The organism is Desulfovibrio sp. GTC20076 (assembly GCF_055385905.1).
In genome coordinates this window covers 614902-631796 of record NZ_AP039366.1, presented here as the reverse complement: position 1 = coordinate 631796, position 16895 = coordinate 614902, and the positions used below count along the sequence as shown (strand labels likewise).

The window sequence follows — 16895 nt, the reverse complement described above, 5'->3', positions numbered from 1 at the left end:
TCTGCCCCAAAACTGTATTTTTAGACAGAATGACACCTTTGAACTGTGAAGCACTTCAAAGATAATCTCCTCTAGTCCGCCGAGAGGCTGTGCCGTTGTAATTCTTTCGGAACCCACCACTTTTCAAAATTGTACATCAGGCCCGCCAGAGCCGGCTTGACGCCCTGAAAACGCTTCTGCACCACAGGCAGCGCGTAGGGAACATACAAAAAACAGTAGGGCTGTTCCGCATCCAGTATTTCCTGAATGCGACAGTACAGGCGGGCGCGCGTGCTCTGATCGGGGATGGAGCGCGCTTCTTCCAGCAGCCTGTCCACTTCGGGATTTTTATAGTAGGTAAAGTTAAGGCCGCCTTCAACAGCCTGCGATGAGTGCCATACCTGATAGATATCCGGGTCCTGTGGAATGGTCCAGCCAAGAATAATGGCGTCAAAACGGCCCTTGTTGACAAATTCGCGGATAAAGGCCGCCCACTCCACCGTGCGGATATACACGTCAATGCCGATGGCTCTGAGCTGCGCCTGTATGACCGTGGCCGTGAGGATACGCTGCTCGTTGCCCTGATTGGTCAGTATGGTAAAAGAAAAGGGCTTGCCGTCTCTGTCCAGCAGGCCGTCGCCATCGCTGTCGGTAAAACCGGCCTCGGCCAGCAGGGCGCGTGCGGCGGCCACATTTTGCGGTATGGGCTTCAGGGTCGGATGATAGGCCCAGACCCCGGGCTTGAAAGGCCCGAAGGCCGGTATGCCCTGCCCGAGCAGCACCCCCTGGATGATGCTGTCCCGGTCGATGGCCTGGGAAATGGCCCTGCGCACCCGCACATCCCCAAAAAACGGATGTTGCAGGTTAAAGCCCAGAAACACGTAGGCCGAGGCAAGATAGCGAAACTTGTTGAACTCGCGCTCCCACATGGGGCCGGAGGTCTGCCGCAGATACTGCAGGGGAGAAAGATCCATAATGTCCAGCCGCCCGGCGCGCGCCTCCATAAACATGGTCGCGCCATCGGGAATGATGCGGTACACGGCTTCGGTTATGTAGGGCTTGCCATCAAAATAGGTGGGCGAAGCCTCAAGAATAATACGGCTGCCCGGCTCCCAGGCCTTGAGCCTGTACGGTCCCGCCCCCACCGGCTTGCGTGTGAGCGGGCTGTTGCGGATATCCTGCCCATCAAGCAGATGCCGGGGCAATATGGGCTGCATCCACGAAGAAACGGCGCGCGCAAAAAAATGCTCGTAACGGACTTCAAACGTATAGCGGTCAATAACCCGGAGTTCCTTGATGCGCGAAAAATCTTCGGCATAGGGGCTTCCCGTGGCCGGATCCGCCACTACCTTGCAGGTATAGGCCACGTCCTCGGCAGTCAGCTCGACACCGTCTTCCCACAGGATCCCCTTGCGCAGGGTAAAGCGCATAAGCCGCCCTTCGTCTTCCATACTCCAGCTTTCTGCGGCCCAGGGTTCTACCTGAAGGTCCTTGTCATAACGCAGGGGCGCCACATAAATAAGCCCCGCGACCTCGTGTGAAGCGGAGTCAGCCGAAAGGTAGGGGATAAGGTTGGAGGCTTCACCAATGCTGCCGAAAAGGATACGGCCTCCGTCCACGGGCGTTTCAAAATTTTCTTTTTTTGCTGCGTCAGCCCCGGTTACGGAGGCCACGGCGGCAAGGGGCGAAAAAAATCCCATAAAAACAGTCAGTAAGAGCAGGATACGAATTGGAAGAAATACATCCAACATACTGTTTACCCACTCAAAATTTATTTTTTTCATAATTTTGATGCTTCATATTGCTTTCGCCCCCCAACCTGTGCTATTTATCGCAAACATCATAACATCGCCCTGTCATTGAAATTTTCGATACACCTGACAGGGGCTTTTTGAGGAACGCATGAGTCGATCAGAACAGAGCGTCGTACGCGAAATGTGCCAGACCTTTCTGCATGACAGCGTACCGGAGTACATACGTGACGCCGCGTACTATATCCTGTCCGAAGGTGAGGTGCAAAAAATAAATATCCAGGAAGGCGAAACCTGGGACGTGCAGGGAGTCATACAGGGTGACGACCTGCAAGTCTACACGCCCAGCCTGAGCATGACCATTACTGACCACAGCACGCGGCACCAGTGCAACTGCTCTGACGCCTTCACCGGCATCTGCCGCCACGTGGCGGCTCTTGCCCTGCGTCTTGTTGAAGAACTGCGAAAAGAACAGGGCGACGCAGAAGAAAGCCCGCCGCCCAGCACCGACTGGAAGCAGAGTTTCCGCAACTTCTTCTCCACAGATATGGAGCCGGAACCGGGCCGCCACTACCTCATATTTCGTTTTGAACCCGAACAGGGGCGGCTTCTGGTGTCCTTTTTCCGGGCGCGGCAGAACAAGTCCGGCCTGTCCACCGTGCACAATGAGGTGACGCTGGAACAGATCATCAATAATCCGGACTGGTGCGAGTTCTCACCGCAGCTGCCGTATGTGGCGCGCCAGATAGGCCAGCACCTGGACTATTACGGACACAGGGTAGAAATTCCGCAGGGCCTTACCTCATGGTTCTTCTGGTCTGTGCGCAAGGAATACTACCTGCTCTGGAAAGACACGGACATGCCCTGCCGGGTCGAAAGCACGCCTTTTGCCCTCAAGCTCAAGCCCATTCTGGATGATTCCGGCTTCAGCTTTGAGGTGCTGCTCAAACGCGAAGGGCGCCCGCCCTTGCCCATACGCGCCGGAGCCGCCAGCCGGGCCGCAGCTGAAAGCCGCAACCCCCAGAATGAAAGCACCGCGCCGGAAGACGCGCCCATCACCTTTCACGGGCAAATGCCGCTCTGGGTCTGCTACCAGCATAATTTCTATCCGGTACAGACGGGCCTTTACCCTTCGCTTGTACGTAACCTTATTTATGAGCGCCCCGTGGTTCCCCACGAGGAAATATCCGAATTTCTCGATCGTGTGTGGACTCGCCTGCCCGCCTCTGAACTTTACGAGCCGCAGCAGTTCCTCAAGCAGATGGAACCCGTGTTCCAGCCCGCCACCTACAATCCCAAGCTTTTTCTGGATGAAGAAGGCAGCCTGCTCACGCTTGAGATCGACAATATCTATGAAACCCGCCACGGAGAGTTCACACTCAACGGTCCCAACCCCGACTTTCAGACCGGCAGCTATACTTATGACGGCCAGACCTTCCTTGTGCGCCGCCATCAGGACGAAGAAGCCCAGCTCATGACCGACCTCGCCGGCATGGATTTTCAGTCCCGTTCAAGCAAACTGTGGTTCCTTGAACCTGAAGAAGCCATTGCCTTTTTGCTGGACTATTACCCCAAGCTTGTCGAAAACTACCGTGTATATGGCGAAAAGGCCCTTTCGCGCTACAAGGTGCGTACGGCCACGTCCAATATCACGGCCGAAGTGGTCAGTAACGAAAAAGAAAAATGGTTCTCGCTGGATATCACCGTTGACTACGAAGGCCAGTCCCTGCCGCTGGAAAAGATCTGGAAGGCCTGGACACGCGGCAAACGCTATGTACAGTTGAAAGACGGCTCCTACACAAGCCTGCCCGAGGCCTGGCTTGAAAAGCTCGCCCACAAGCTCACAGCCCTTGGCCTTGACCCCTCAAAGCCGCCGCAGCAGAAATTCAAGCAGTTTGAGGCCCCTGTGCTGGACAGCCTGCTGGAAGACCTGCCCGGAGCAGCCACCGACTCTTTCTGGAACAACCTGCGCGAAAAGATACGTTCTTTCCGCGAGGTTCGCCCCATTGACCCGCCCAAGGGGCTTAACGCCAACCTGCGCGCCTATCAGGCACAGGGCCTTTCGTACCTTAACTTTTTGTCGGAATACGGCTTCGGCGGCATTCTGGCGGATGAAATGGGCCTGGGCAAAACGGTACAGACCCTGGCCTTCATCCAGTATATGGTGCAAAGCAATTACGTGGGACCCAACCTGATTGTGGTTCCCACCTCAGTGCTGCCCAACTGGGAGCGCGAAGCGGAAAAATTTGTTCCCGGCCTCAAGCGGCTGACCATCTACGGCACACGCCGCGAAGGCATGTTCAAGCATATTGCCAATTCGGATCTTATTATCACCACCTACGCCCTGTTACGGCGCGACCTGGAGGAGATGGAAAAATACGAATTCAATACCGTAATTCTGGACGAAGCCCAGAACATCAAAAACCCCAATACCATAACGGCCAGAGCCGTGCGGCGCATCAATGCCCGCATGCGCCTGTGCCTGTCGGGTACGCCCATCGAGAACAACCTCTTTGAGCTTTGGTCGCTCTTCGAGTTTCTCATGCCCGGCTTTCTCGGTTCACAACACGCCTTCCAGCGTGGCATCGTCAAGCCCATCAAGGACGGCGATGCCGAAACCCTGGACTACCTGCGCACCCGCGTGCGGCCGTTCATACTGCGGCGCACCAAGGCCGAAGTGGCAAAAGACCTGCCGCCCAAGGTGGAAAGCGTCACCTGCTGCGCCCTCGAAGAGGCCCAGGCAGAGCTGTACGCCGCTCTGGCCCGCAAGCTGCGCGCCCAGGTGCTGGCCGACGTGGATCAGAAAGGACTTGCCAAAAGCCAGATGTCCATTCTGGACGCCCTGCTCAAGCTGCGCCAGATCTGCTGCCACCCGCGTCTGCTCAAGATAGACATACCCGGCTTTACCACCAACCTGCCCTCCGGCAAGTTCGACGCTTTCAAGGACATGATCATGGAAATTGTGGAAGGCGGGCACAAGGTGCTGGTGTTTTCACAGTTTGTGCAGATGCTGCAAATCATCAAGCAGTGGCTTGAGTTTTCGCAGGTTCCCTTCTGCTACCTTGACGGCGCAAGCAAAGACCGCTTTGACCAGGTGGACCGCTTTAACAACAGCCCGGACATTCCCATCTTTCTCATTTCGCTCAAGGCGGGCGGTACGGGCCTCAACCTCACTTCGGCGGACTACGTCATCCACTACGATCCGTGGTGGAACCCCGCCGTGGAAAGCCAGGCCACAGACCGCACCCACCGCATCGGGCAGACAAGGCAGGTGTTTTCCTACAAGCTTATCTGCCAGAACACGGTGGAAGAAAAAATACTCAAGCTGCAGGAAGCCAAACGCGGCGTGGCCGAGGCCATTATCCCCGGTCAGGACACCTGGAAGTCCCTTACTCGCGAAGATCTTGAAATGCTGTTTGACGTTTAGGCATTTTCACATGGCGAAAAAATCCGGCGGGCGTGTGCAGACACGCCCGCCGTGTTGTAACCGGCCATTTCAAGCGATAACTGCCCCATAGTGTTTTACTTTTGTGAAGGTGTCTTCTCAAAGGCAATGTCCCCCGCTCCGGTGCTCAACAGTATAAATGGATTGCGCCGGCGCTCCACGGCGGACGCCTGCTCGCGCAGCCGCCAGAATCTTTTCAAAAGGGAAATGCTTTACCAAGCCGCCTTCAATACGTACGGCCCCATACGGCTGCGGCCTGATCACATCCAACGCTTCGTGCCTTTCAGCCGGAGCGTTCTTTACTTTTTGCGGCAAATAACGCATCCTTCCCGGATTATATTAACAGACTCAGGTACCAAGCGCATGATTCAGGTAAACCAGCTTCGCAAGAGTTTCGGCAGCCATGTTGTTTTGCAGGACATCAACATGCATGTGCGCCGTGGCGAAATTTTCGGTATTGTCGGGCATTCCGGGGCAGGAAAGTCCACGCTTCTGCGTTGTCTCAACGGCCTTGAGCCTTACGATAGCGGCAATGTCAGGGTTATGGATGTTGAGGTCGCCTCGCTCGACTCCCACCACCTGCGCCAACTGCAAAGCAAGATGGGCATGATTTTTCAGAATTTCAACCTGATGGCCCGCAAAAACGTTTTTGATAACGTGGCCTTTCCCTTGCATCTCTGGCACAGACCTGAGCGCGAAAAGCGCGTTATGGAGTTGCTCGAGCTTGTGGGCCTTACGGACAAGGCCCGCCAGAGGGTACAGAGCCTGAGCGGCGGCCAGAAACAGCGTGTGGGCATTGCCCGCGCCCTGGCCCTGAATCCCAGCATTCTGCTTTGCGACGAGGCCACGTCCGCCCTTGATCCCAAAACCACATCTTCCATCCTTGACCTGCTGGAAGACATCAACAAGCGGCTGAACCTGACCATTATTATGGTCACGCATCAGATGGAAGTGGTCAAACGCCTCTGCCACAGCCTGCTTTTGCTTGATGGCGGCAAAACCGTGGCATTGGGCAAGACAGAAGACCTGTTTCTTGCGCCCACCAAGGATATGCAGGCCATTGTGGAAAACGAGTATACGCTTATCCCCGGTGGAACCAATATACGCCTCATGTTCCCGCGCGAAATTTCGCAGCAGAGCGTCATCACGCAGATGGCCAGAGCGCTGGGCATAGATTTTTCCATTGTGGGCGGCAAGCTGGAACGCTATCTGGACGATGTTTTCGGCTTTCTTATTATCAACGTGCAGGACCAGAATATTGACGCCGTGCTGCGCTACCTGAAGGAGCAGCGCCTGTACTGGGAGATACTGGAATATCCTTTGCAACAAGCTACGGATGCCGCCAATGAGTGATCAACTGAGCACCCTCGCCCAACTGGCCCAGGACATGCACCCCTTGTGGGAACGCTTGCAGGACAAAATGCCGGAAATTCTCATGGCCACCTGGGAAACCGTGCAGATGGTGCTGATTTCGACCTTTTTTTCTCTGGTTATCGGCTTCATGCTGGCAATCCTGATGATCGTGACCAATCCCATCGGCCTGAAACCCTGCCGTTCGGTCTACAGAATAGTGGACTTTGTGGTGAACCTTCTACGTTCGTTCCCGTTCATCATTCTGCTGATCGCCATCATACCCTTTACGCGCATGGTGGTAGGCACCTCTATCGGCAGCGGGGCGGCCATTGTGCCTCTTACCATTGCGGCGGCCCCCTTTGTGGCACGGCTTATCGAAACCTGCTTTCTTGAGGTGGACAGGGGCGTTATCGAGGCGGCCCGGTCGTTTGGGGCCAGCAATGCCCAGATCATTTTCCGGGTGCTTTTTCCCGAAGCCCTGCCTTCCATCGTGCTCAACATCGCAGTCATCGCCATTACCCTGCTCGGTTACTCTGCCATGGCGGGAACCGTAGGCGGTGGCGGCCTGGGCGACCTGGCCGTCAAATACGGCTACAACCGCTTTCAGGTTGATATCATGGTCTATTCCGTTATCATCCTGTGTGTGCTGGTGCTGCTTATCCAGGGCATCTGCAACTTTTTGTACAAAATTCTGCGATAAAGCCCGCTGCGCGCGCAACGGGCTTTTGTCCCTCTTCAACGGCACAGTCTTACCCGCACAAGGAGCCATCATGAAACGCCTGCTTCTGTCCCTGGTCATGATTCTGACTATGGCCGCTCCCTCTTTTGCCGCCGAGGACATCGTCGTCGGCGTCACGCCCTTCCCGCACAAGGACATCATGCTTGTGGCCAAGCCCCTGCTCGCCAAGGACGGTTACAATCTGGTCATCAAGGAATTTACCGACTACGTGCAGCCCAACATGGCCCTGTCCAACGGGCAGCTCTATGCCAACTTTTTCCAGCATGCACCCTACCTTGACAATATGAACAAGGAAAAAAAGCTGGGCCTCGCTTCCGTCGGCAAAGTTCATATCGAGCCGCTGGGCGTGTATTCCAAAAAGATTAAAAAACTGTCGGATATCAAAAAGGGCAGTGCCATTGCCGTGCCCAATGACCCCACCAACGAAGCCCGCGCCCTGCGCCTGCTCGAAGCTAACGGCATCATCAAGGTCAAGCCCGGCGCGCTCATCACTGTGGCTGATGTCACCGAAAATCCGCTGAATCTCAAGATTCATGAACTGGACGCCGCCCAGTTGCCCCGCACGCTGGACGATGTGGCCGCCGCTGTCATCAACACCAACTTTGCCGGCGAGGCCGGCCTTGTGCCCGCCCGCGATGCCCTTGTGCTGGAAGACAGCGAATCCCCGTATGCCAATATTGTTGTGGTTCGCGAAGCCGACAAGGACAGCCCCAAGACCAAGGCCCTCATGAAGGCCGTTCAGTCGCCCGAGGTCAAGGCCTACATCGAAAAAGAACTGGTAGGCAAAGGCATCATGCCTTCGTTCTAGAGCGGTTACGCTTGAAATGGCTGCGTACCGATCGAAACATCGCTGCTGCCCTCGTCCGTAACTTCTTTTGTCGTAACGGTCGAAGCAAGTTCGCCTTGCAGCCATTTCGGGTACGGATTTTTTAAAATCCACGCAGAGTATTCCAGTTTTTCAAAGTTGAACTGCTTTAAAAGCTGCTGAAAGCGCCTGTTGTACGCGCAACAGCGTTGAAGGCCCGTTCCGATTCAGGTCCGCATCAAAAGTGCCTGCCTGTTCCGGAACGGGCCTTTTCTGCACACAAGACCAGATGACGGTTGCGGAAACAACGCCCGTCCCCAGGCACAGACGGTATAAACGCTGTCGGTCTGCGCTGTTACGCGCCGGAATATGCAGAATGACTCTGAGAATGTACATTTCTACAGTAACATGCTCTAAGACATCCCGGCACACATTTTGGGGGAAACCACCAGCCTTTGCATATGCCTGCCAATACGCTACCATACGGCAGGCATAGAATGAGCGGAAAAACGCGGGAGGCATGCCATGCCTGCAATGGATACGTGGAGAGGACAAAAAAACAGCGAAGGCCTGCGGGCTTTTATGGGCTGGGGCGGCCTTGTCGTCAGCGATGAGACTGTCGATGTGCTCGACATGCTGCGCGCCTATTATGAGGGCGCGGCAGCCGAGTCCTGTGGGCAATGCTTTCCTTGCCGCAGCGGCCTGAAGCGCATTGCCGAGCGCCTTGATTCGCTTTGCCGCGGCAAAGCCCGGCCAGACGACCGCGAATACCTGCAGGAACTGGCAGCCCTGGTATACGACAGCGCCCGCTGCGACATCGGACAGACCTCGCCGCAGCCTCTGCTGGATGTACTGGCCCATGCCCCGCATCTGCTGGAAGCCAGAACAACGGTACGCGGCACCTATACCAGTCTTGTCACGGCGCCCTGCATCAATGCCTGCCCCGGGCATGTAAAAGTGCCCGACTATATTGAAGAAATCCGCTTTCGCCGCTTTCGCAAGGGGCTTGACCAGGTTATGCGCAACTGCCCCATGCCCGGCACCATCGGCCGGGTGTGCGAACGCCCCTGCGAAACCGCCTGCAAACGCGGTCTCAAGGGCGCGCCGGTGGCCATACGCAATCTCAAGCGCTTTCTGCATGACCACAACGCAAAACGTAATCCGCTGCCCGAGCCGCAATGCCCGCCGGAAAATGCCAGAAAGGTCGCCATCATCGGCGGCGGCCCAGCCGGTTTGTCCTGCGCTTACTACCTTGCGCAGCTTGGCCTTGCACCCACCATTTTTGACCGGCATGAAGTTTGCGGCGGCATGGCGAAGTTCGGCATCCCCGATTTTCGCCTGCCGCCCTCCGTACTGGCGCGCGAAGTCAGCGTGGCCGTCTCCGGCGGCGGAGAAATCCGCAACGGCATTGAGATCGGCCGGGATATCACCCTGGACGAACTGCACGATGAAGGCTTCGAGGCCGTCTTTATCGCCACGGGCGCTCCTCACGCACCGGGCATGCGCTGCGAAGGCGAAGAAAACTGCCCCCTGGGTTACCTCAGCGGTATTCATTACCTGCATGAAGCCACGCTGGGCAGGCGGCCCGTAAGCGGTACCCGCCTCGTGGTTGTGGGCGGCGGCAACGTGGCAATGGACTGCGCGCGCACAGCCCTGCGGCACGGCTTCAAGGAAGTGTACGTGGTCTACCGCCGCACCGAAGAAGAAATGCCCGCCGATCCGGTAGAAGTGGCAGAAGCCAGAGAAGAAGGCGCACTCTTTACCTTCCTGGCTGCGCCCATCCGCATCGAAAGCAGGGACGGACGCGTCAGCGGCCTTGTCTGCCAGAAAATGGAACTGGGCGCTGCAGATGCCTCCGGCAGACGCCGCCCCGTGCCGGTGAAAGGGGCTGTTTTTGAAATGCCGTGCGATGCGATTGTTTACGCCATCGGGCAAAAGGTTGCCCTTGAGGTTGTTCTCAAAGGCAAAGACGGCGCCCTGAACAAATACAATACGCTGGATGCCCACGAAATTACCGGCGAGGTCAGTGCCCTGCCCCGTATTTTCGGCGGTGGAGACTGCGTAACCGGGCCAAGCTCGCTTATTGCCGCTCTGGCGGCGGGCAAGCGTGCCGCTGCCCACATAGCCGCCCACCTTAACGGCACGGCGCAGGGGCCTTCGCCCAAAGAAAAGCTGGAACACATGCTCATGCAGATGAACATGCTGGATACGAAAGAAACGCCCCTGGAAGATCCCACACCGCTCATGCCCATTCATGCCATCCCGGTGCAGGAGCGGCTGCAAGGTTTTACAGAGGTGGAAACAGATCCGCTGGAATGGGAGGCAGTGCGCGAATCGTCCCGCTGCCTGCGCTGCCTGCGGCTCGTTATGGCGGCCACCTGATCGGCCCTGGTTGCATATCAGGAGCCTGACCGGCAGTATGCGCGGCCATCATTGCCCGCACATGTCATGACCGGGCATGATCTTGTTGCCGTAGCTGTTGCGGCCGGCACGACAGACGTAACGGCCACAGCAGACAGCAAAAGCAGGGCCGCCGCCCTTTGACTCAAAGCCCCGTATGGGGTCAAGCCGCACGACAATCCGCTGCGGAGCGGAACGGGAGACTTTATGCCGTTTGTCACCATCAACGGAAAACAGGCTGCTTTTCAACCCGGGCAGACCATTCTTGACGTTGCCGAAACGCTCGGCATCTTCATCCCCACGCTGTGCTGGCTACCCAAAACGGGACACAGCAAGGTCTGCCGCATCTGCTCGGTAGAAGTGCATGGGCATGACCGGCTTCTCACGGCCTGCTCTTCTCCCGCTGAAGACGGCATGGTCATTGAAACCGAATCACCCCGCGTACTGGCCGCGCGTAAAAACATCCTTTCGATGCTGGTGGCCGAAGGTCGTCATGACTGCTTCCTGCGCAAGTTGCCCACAGACCTCTGGCCGCCCTATCAAAAGGCCGCGGCCGCCATGCCCCATCGCGAGCATCCCTGCCCCGCCGACGGCACATGCCGCCTTCAGGCTCTGGTCATGAAGTGCAACGTCCCTGTCAAAGACCTGCTTCCCGAGCCGGACAGCTTTCCCCTGGATAACGATCACCCGATGATTACACGCGACTTCAGCCGCTGTGTGCAGTGCGGACGCTGCGCCTCGGTCTGCTCCGCCGTGCAGGTAAACGACGCCATCCCCCCCCAGTTCGGCCGCCGTGCCGAAAAAGAAGCATGGTGGCCGGTGGTGGATTACCAGCGCTGTACCCACTGCGGCGAATGTGTGCAGGTATGCCCTACCGGCGCGCTGACAGCCAAAAAATCCTATGGGCTCGCCGCCCGTGAAGACAGGGTGGACAGCGTGCGCACAACCTGCCCCTACTGCGGCGTGGGATGTCAGTTGAACCTGTCTGTCAGGGACGGCCGCATCATTGAGGTCAACGGCGTTGAAGACGCGCAGCCCAACAAGGGCAGCCTGTGCGTCAAGGGGCGCTTCGGCTATGACTTCATCTACAGTGAAGACCGGCTCACCGAGCCGCTCATCCGCCAGCAGGACGGATCGTTCAAAGCCGCCTCCTGGGATGAAGCCCTGGATCTTATTGCGGCCAGATTTTCCGGCGCCATTGAAAAGCACGGGCCCGACTCCGTGGCCGGAGTGGCCTGTGCCCGCAGCATCAACGAAGACAATTACCAGATGCAAAAACTCTTTCGCGCGGTGTTCAAGACCAATAATATTGATCACTGCGCGCGCACCTGACACGCCCCCACCGTGGCCGGTCTGGCCACATCGTTTGGTTCGGGAGCTATGACCAACAGCTTTGCCCACATGGGCGAGGCAAAAATGATTTTTCTCATCGGTTCCAATATCACGGAGGCCCATCCCGTGGCCGGAACCCTTGTCAAACAGGCCGTGCGCAAGGGCTGCCGCCTTATTGTCGCCGACCCGCGCCGCACCGGCATCGCCAAGGAGGCAGAAAGCCACCTGCAATTGCGGGTGGGATCGGACATTGCGCTGCTCAACGCCATCATGCACGTGCTCATCAAGGAAGATCTGTATGACAGGCACTATGTGGCACGGCACACGCTGGGCTTTGAAGAGCTGCGTGACAATGTGGCAAACTGCACGCCCGAGAGCGCGGCCCCCATATGCGGCATAGATGCGGAAACCATCAGGCAGACCGCGCGCACCCTCGCCTCGGTCAAGCCCGCTATGCTGGCGTACACCCTTGGCATCACTGAACATACCAGCGGCGTCAACAACGTGCTGGCCTGTGCCGCGCTGCAGATGCTTCTGGGCAATGTGGGCAAAGCGCTGGGCGGGGTAAATCCCCTGCGCGGGCAAAATAACGTACAGGGTTCGTGCGACATGGGCGCTCTGCCGGATACCTACCCAGGCTACGGCAAAGTTGCGGATCCGGCAGCCAGAGAGCACCTTGAGCGCTTCTGGGGCGTCTCGCTGCCGACGGAACCGGGCATCATGATGCCCGACATGCTGGATGGGCTTAAATCAAAAAAAATCAAGGCAATGTATATTTTTGGCGAAAACCTCGCCAATACCGAACCCAATATCAGTCATGTGGAACGCTGCCTTGCCGCTGCGGATTTTCTGGTGGTTCAGGATATTTTTCCCAACGAAACGAGCAGATTTGCTCATGTGATTCTGCCCGCCGCCGCCTGGGGTGAAAAAGACGGCACGTTCACCAACAGCGAACGCCGCGTCAGCCGCGTACGCGCCGCCAGCCCGGCCCCCGGCAACGCCCGGGAAGACTGGCGTATCTTCAAAGACCTGGCAGCCCGTTTCGGGCACCACTGGCAGGCGGACTCCGCCAGGGAGCTGTGGGACGACGAAATAGCGCCCCTGGCTGAGCTGTTTCGTGGCATCCGGTACGACCGCATTGAAGGTGATGGCCTGCAATGGCCCTGCACACACGCGGAACATCCCGGCAGCCCCGTGCTGCACAAGGATGGAGCCTTCGCGCGCGGCAAGGGGCTTTTTGTGCCTGTACGCTGGACGCCTGCCGCCGAAGTGGCCGATGAGGAGTATCCCTTCGTGCTCAGTTCCGGCAGACGTCTCTACCACTACCACACGCGTACGCAAACAGGCCGCAGCAAAGGACTCAACAGCCTGATGGGGCATGACACGGCGGATATTTCCACCGCTGATGCAGCCCGGCTGGGCATAGCCAATGATGACAACATCCGCGTGTCTTCACGCCGTGGTTCGGTGACGGTGCAGGCCAAGGTTACCGACGACATGCCGCGCGGCATGGTATGGATGGCCTTTCATTTTCGCGAAAGCAACGCCAACTGGCTTACCAATACCGCTATGGACCCCATTACCAAAACAGCAGAATACAAAGCCTGCGCCGTGAAAATAGAAAAGATCTGAAGCCTTGATGCAAGCTCCGGCGCGGTGGTCCAGAGCCGCGCCGGACAGTCGGGCCTTTTGCAAAAAACTTTCTGCCCCGGTACTTTCATCCAAACAGATATCCGTTTACGCTGACTCACGGAACTGCCGGCACCACGGCAGGCTTCTGACGTCAGGCCGGAAAATACCCATAAACTTCAGGTCTTTTTAAACCTTTTTTTCACACGACATTTTCGCTGGTGATTTCTATTAACAATAGATAGCCTGTATGGCGAATCTCTGAAACTCATCGCAGGCATGTCCTGCCCTGGAGGATCCCTAATGCTGACAGCACCCTATAAAGAATTCTATGACGCCATTCAGGAATTCATTCCCAAAAATCGTATATACACCGACCCGCTGCGCCTTCTTGCCTACGGCACGGACGCGAGCGTTTACCGCCTTACGCCCCAGGTAGTGGTGGACGTTCTGGATGAAGCAGAGGTCATACAGCTTATGGGCGTTGCCGACCGCCTTAATGTGGCCGTGACATTTCGCGCTGCGGGAACCAGCCTTTCCGGCCAGGCCGTGACGGACTCCGTGCTCGTGCGCATCGGCCAGGGCTGGAAAAACTGGCGGGTAAGCGACGGGGCGGAAAAAATCACCCTTCAGCCCGGCATTATCGGCTCTGGAGCCAACAAGATTCTTGCGGAATTCGGCAAAAAAATCGGCCCGGACCCTGCCTCCATCGACAGCTGCCTTATCGGCGGCATCTTTGCCAACAACGCCAGCGGCATGTGCTGTGGCACTGCCGACAACTCGTACAAAACCGTGCTCTCCACCCGCATGGTCATGTCTGACGGCACCCTGCTGGACACCGCCGATGCCAAAAGCCGCGCGTCTTTCGCCAGAACCCACGGGCACATCCTTGAAGGCCTGAGCAAACTGCGCAACCGCATCATGGCCGACAAGACCCTGGCCGACCGCATACGCCGCAAATTCAAGATCAAAAACACTACGGGCTACAGCATCAACGCCCTGGTGGACTACCAAGACCCCTACGAAATCCTTCAGCATCTCATGGTCGGCTCCGAAGGTACGCTGGGCTTTATCGCTGAAGTGACCTACCGCACGGTGGAAGAAGCCCCCTTCAAGGCATCGGCCCTCATGCTGCTGCCCACAGTCAAGGACGCCTGCGACCTGGCTTCGGCCGTAGCCACACTGCCCGTATCTTCGGCCGAGCTTATGGACAGGGCATCCCTGCGTTCGGTGGAAGGCACGCCCGGCCTGCCTGAAGGTCTGGATACACTGGACGACAAGGTCTGTTCCCTGCTTGTGGAAACGCGCGCTTCCACTCAGGAAGAACTGGACAAAAATATCGCCACCATCAACAAGGCGTTCAAGGACGTCAACTTTGTGCGGCCCCACGAATTCACCGACAAGCCAGAGGAGTACGGCAAGCTCTGGCTGGTGCGCAAGGGCATTCTTGCTTCAGTGGGCGGCATGCGCCCCGTGGGTACGTCCATTGTTATCGAAGACGTGGCCTTTCCCCTTGAACGCCTGGGCGAAGCCGCTACAGACCTGCAGGCCCTCTTTATCCGGCATGGCTATACCGTGGCCCCTCTCTTCGGTCACGCCCGTGACGGCAACCTGCACTTCGTATTCTGGCAGGACTTTGGCGCTCCCGCCGAAGTGGCGCGCTATGCGGCCTTTATGGACGACTTCTGCAAGCTTATCACCGAAAAATACGATGGCTCCCTCAAGGCCGAGCACGGCACCGGCCGCAACGTGGCCCCCTTTGTTGAAATGGAATGGGGCGCGGCCGCATATTCCATCATGAAGTCCATCAAGGAACTGCTGGATCCCAAGGGCATTCTCAACCCCGGCGTGCTCATGAACGACGACCCGCAGGGGCATATCAAGCATCTCAAGCCCCTGCACCCGGCCGACGACCTTGTGGATAAATGCATGGAGTGCGGCTTCTGTGAATCCGTATGCCCGTCCCGCGACCTTACGCTCACGCCGCGCCAGCGCATCACGGCCTATCGTGAAATATGCCGCCTGCGTGAAACGGCCCCAGGCGGCAACGAGCTTAAAAAACTCGAAAAACAGTATGAATATATGGGCAAGGCCACCTGTGCCACCGACAGCCTGTGCCGCCCCCGCTGCCCCGCCGGCGTGGACACGGGCGTCTTCATCAAGAGCCTGCGCCAGAAAGATGCAGGGGCGTTGAGCCACAAGGTAGCGGGCAGCATTGCCGACCACTTTGCCGGAACCTGCCGGACCATGTCTCTGGCGCTCAATGGTGTTGACAGGCTGCATCGCGCCCTTGGCACAGCCTTTATGGAAAACGGCTCAAAGCTGCTGCGCTGCATTACCTTCAACAAGGCCCCCATGTGGAACAAGGATATGCCCAAGGGCGGCAGCAAGGTGCGCATCCCCGAAACCCACAGCGCCAATCCCAGGCGGGTAGTTTACTTCCCCAGCTGCATCGCGCGCAACATGGGTCCCGGCCAGGAACACACCGACCGCCGTACGGAACCTGAAGCCGTTATCAGCGTGCTGCTCAAGGGCGGCTATGATGTCATCCTGCCCAAGGACCTCGACAAGCTCTGCTGCGGCATGGCCTTTGCCAGCAAAGGACTCGCCGACGCTGCACATAAAAAGGAAAAAGAACTGGAAGCGGCCCTCAAAGAGGCCAGCAATAACGGGCAGTACCCCATCCTTTGCGAAACAAGTCCCTGCCTGCTGCACATGAAGCAGACTCTTGATCCGGCCCTTACGCTTATGGAGCCGATTGAATTCATCCTTGAAAAGATGGATGGCTGCCTTACGTTCACCAAACTGCCCAAAACCGTTGCCCTGCACGCCACCTGCTCGGTGCGCAAGATGGGTCTTGAGGGCAAACTCGAAAAGCTGGCAAAAATGTGCGCCGAACACGTCATTGTTCCCGAGGGCGTCAATTGCTGCGGCTGGGCGGGCGACAGGGGCTTTACGCATCCCGAGCTTAACGAATCCGCGCTCAAGAGTCTGCGTATGCAGGTAAGCACCTGCGATGTGGGTTATTCTTCCAGCCGCACCTGCCAGATCGGGCTTTCGCTGCATAGCGGAATTCCCTACTATTCAATAGTATTTCTGGTAGACGAGGCCAGCGCCTAAACTCTTGATCAAACGGAGTGGATAGCCCTCAGGGCGATCCACGTTGTTGCCGCCCTGCGTGCTCCTCATACGGAAGGCACGCAGGGCTGTTCAGCATGCTGCCAAAGTTTTCATACAGAAGCACCTGCATGCAGAAAGGCTTTTTTCCACACATTCCATCAAGTCTCCCCATATCTTTCAACCCTGACCTGCGCATCTTTTTCTGAAATACAAAAATCAGGGTTTATGTTTTCAGGGCGCCGCACCTTCAGACGGCCTTGGCCGGCAGTCTGAAAGCCATTACAGGATTGCCCGTTTTTCCTGCGGGTAAAACTGTTCGCCCATTGCAGCAGACAATGGATG

8 protein-coding genes are annotated in these 16895 nt (G+C 57.3%); 7 read left to right on the top strand and 1 reads right to left on the bottom strand.

The features are described 5' to 3' along the window. Positions 1–71 precede the first annotated feature (71 nt). Entirely contained in the window at positions 72–1730 is a 1659-nt protein-coding gene (locus tag ACZ495_RS02750) for a peptide-binding protein (RefSeq protein WP_464262563.1), read from the bottom strand. A gap of 151 nt (positions 1731–1881) precedes the next feature. Here ACZ495_RS02750 and ACZ495_RS02745 point away from each other — a divergent pair, with 151 nt between their 5' ends. The 7 genes from ACZ495_RS02745 (at position 1882) to ACZ495_RS02715 (ending at position 16553) form a co-directional block, all read left to right on the top strand. Beyond that, entirely contained in the window at positions 1882–5157 is a 3276-nt protein-coding gene (locus ACZ495_RS02745) for a DEAD/DEAH box helicase (protein ID WP_012625165.1), read from the top strand. Positions 5158–5538: 381 nt separating this feature from the next. Beyond that, complete coding sequence (locus tag ACZ495_RS02740; RefSeq protein WP_049757416.1) at positions 5539–6528, top strand: methionine ABC transporter ATP-binding protein; 990 nt, start codon at positions 5539–5541, stop codon at positions 6526–6528. Further along, complete coding sequence (locus ACZ495_RS02735; protein WP_096152643.1) at positions 6521–7228, top strand: methionine ABC transporter permease; 708 nt, start codon at positions 6521–6523, stop codon at positions 7226–7228. The genes ACZ495_RS02740 and ACZ495_RS02735 overlap by 8 nt, the downstream gene beginning before the upstream one ends. Before the next feature lie 70 nt (positions 7229–7298). After that, positions 7299–8075, top strand: coding sequence for a MetQ/NlpA family ABC transporter substrate-binding protein (locus ACZ495_RS02730; protein WP_012625168.1), 777 nt, complete (start codon positions 7299–7301; stop codon positions 8073–8075). Positions 8076–8597: 522 nt separating this feature from the next. Further along, positions 8598–10454, top strand: a complete 1857-nt coding sequence (locus tag ACZ495_RS02725) for an FAD-dependent oxidoreductase (protein ID WP_012625169.1) — start codon at positions 8598–8600, stop codon at positions 10452–10454. A 225-nt stretch (positions 10455–10679) separates the two neighbouring features. Next, the gene (gene fdhF / locus ACZ495_RS02720; protein ID WP_464262562.1) at positions 10680–13436 is read left to right on the top strand and encodes a formate dehydrogenase subunit alpha; all 2757 of its coding nucleotides are present in this window, start codon (positions 10680–10682) and stop codon (positions 13434–13436) included. A 300-nt stretch (positions 13437–13736) separates the two neighbouring features. Further along, positions 13737–16553 carry an FAD-binding and (Fe-S)-binding domain-containing protein gene (locus ACZ495_RS02715; protein WP_072311788.1) on the top strand — a complete coding sequence of 939 codons (2817 nt, stop codon included), beginning with the start codon at positions 13737–13739 and terminating at the stop codon, positions 16551–16553. Positions 16554–16895: the final 342 nt, after the last annotated feature.